Raw genomic sequence first — 1,685 nt, 5'->3', positions numbered from 1 at the left:
CAGTTTCAGAACTGGTTGCAATGAAATCCGTTACGACAGGCTTTCCTTTTGTTAAGGTTCCAGTCTTATCGAAAGCAATTGCTCTCAAATGACCAATTTCTTCCAGATAGACTCCGCCTTTTACTAAAACACCATTTTTTGCTGCATTACCAATAGCCGAAACAATTGAAACAGGTGTTGAGATCACTAATGAACAAGGACATCCGACAACTAAAATGGATAACCCTTGGTAAAGCCATTTATTCCAGTCACCACCAAAGAATAGCGGAGGAACAACCACTATCAAAAGGGCCATAATAATTATGAATGGCGTATAGTATTTTGCAAATTTATCTACAAAGGCTTGTGCAGGAGCTCGTTCTCCTTGCGCTTCTTCAACTAAGTGAATGATTTTGGCAATCGTTGTATCCGTTACTTTTTTTGTTACTTTGACTTCAAGAACACCTTCTTCATTTAGTGTTCCTGCAAACACTTCATCATCTAACTGTTTTTCAACAGGAACCGATTCTCCTGTTATTGCTGCTTGATTTACTGAAGAATGACCGTTGATAACAAGCCCATCCATGGCTATTTTTTGTCCGGGTTTAATGATCATAATATCGTCGATATCGATTTTATCGACACTGACTAATTGCTCTACATTGTTTCTCCTGATAAGAGCTTCTTTGGGAGCTATATCCATAAGAGAACGAATCGACTGTCTTGCTTTATCCATTGAAAATCGTTCCAAAGCTTCGCTAATAGCAAATAGTATTACTACAATAGAACCTTCGGCCCATTCTCCAATAAATGCGGCCCCAATAATTGCAATAGTCATTAAAGATTCCATGGAGAAGTCCAATTTGATCAAATCAGAGAACCCTTCTTTAAATAAATCAAATCCACCAATTATTATTGCCAATATATAAAGAGCTTTCGTTAATAAATGATCTTCGCCCAATGATAGTTGGGAAATCACAGCAACAAGTATAAAACCAAGAGAGATGATTAAAGCGATATTCCGTTTAATAAAAGACTCTTTTGATCTAACTTGTTCATCATTTTCTTGATCATCACGAATGATAAGATTTTCGAAGGCTCCCGCTTCTTCGAGTTCTTCAATTGTTGTTTGGCCTTCTACTGAAATCTTACTTGCACCAAAGTTTACTGTTGCACTCGTAACTCCTGGCAACTGCTTTACATTTTTTTCAAATTTACCTGCACAATTTGTACAGCTTAATCCTTCTATTCGATAGGTTTTTTCGGTCATTTTCTCACTCATGCTAGCACCTCTTCTTTAAAATTTACGCCAAGCTCCATAAGATTTAAGATTTTGATATTTTTAATAAAATAGTAGACTAACTTACCATCCTTGTGACTATCAACTACTCCCAATTTTTTTAAGGAGTTCAGATGGTGTGAAGTTGTTGCGACCGAAGCATCAATGATATTAGCAATATCACAAACACATAGCTCATCTTCATGAACTAAAGCATGTACAATTTTAAGTCGATTTTCATCTGACAATATTTTAAAGAAACCACTTACTGACGGAGTATCAAAGTTTGCTAGTTTAGATTTAGCACGATTAACTTTGTCTTCATGAATACAAGTTATTTCACAAATTTCATTATTCATACGATCATTCCTTTACATTCAAATGTTTGTTTGAATGTATTATATCAGAACATCCATCTATATTCAAG

At 35.4% G+C, this 1,685-nt stretch carries 2 protein-coding genes; both read right to left on the bottom strand.

Going from position 1 to position 1,685, the window contains the following annotated elements; translation table 11 throughout:
- On the bottom strand, nt 1–1,261 hold a 1,261-nt coding region (locus AB0I81_RS63985; protein WP_360680697.1), incomplete at its 3' end, for a heavy metal translocating P-type ATPase.
- Nucleotides 1,258–1,617: a metalloregulator ArsR/SmtB family transcription factor gene (locus tag AB0I81_RS63980; RefSeq protein WP_003726380.1), complete on the bottom strand. Its 360-nt coding sequence runs from the start codon at nt 1,615–1,617 to the stop codon at nt 1,258–1,260. The genes AB0I81_RS63980 and AB0I81_RS63985, both read right to left, overlap by 4 nt.
- Between the last annotated feature and the right edge of the window lie 68 nt (nt 1,618–1,685).

The organism is Nonomuraea sp. NPDC050404 (genome assembly GCF_040655495.1).
Classification (GTDB): Bacteria; Actinomycetota; Actinomycetes; order Streptosporangiales; family Streptosporangiaceae; genus Nonomuraea.
The sequence above is the reverse complement of the archived record's forward strand: the minus strand, read 5'-3'. Positions and strand labels throughout refer to the sequence as shown.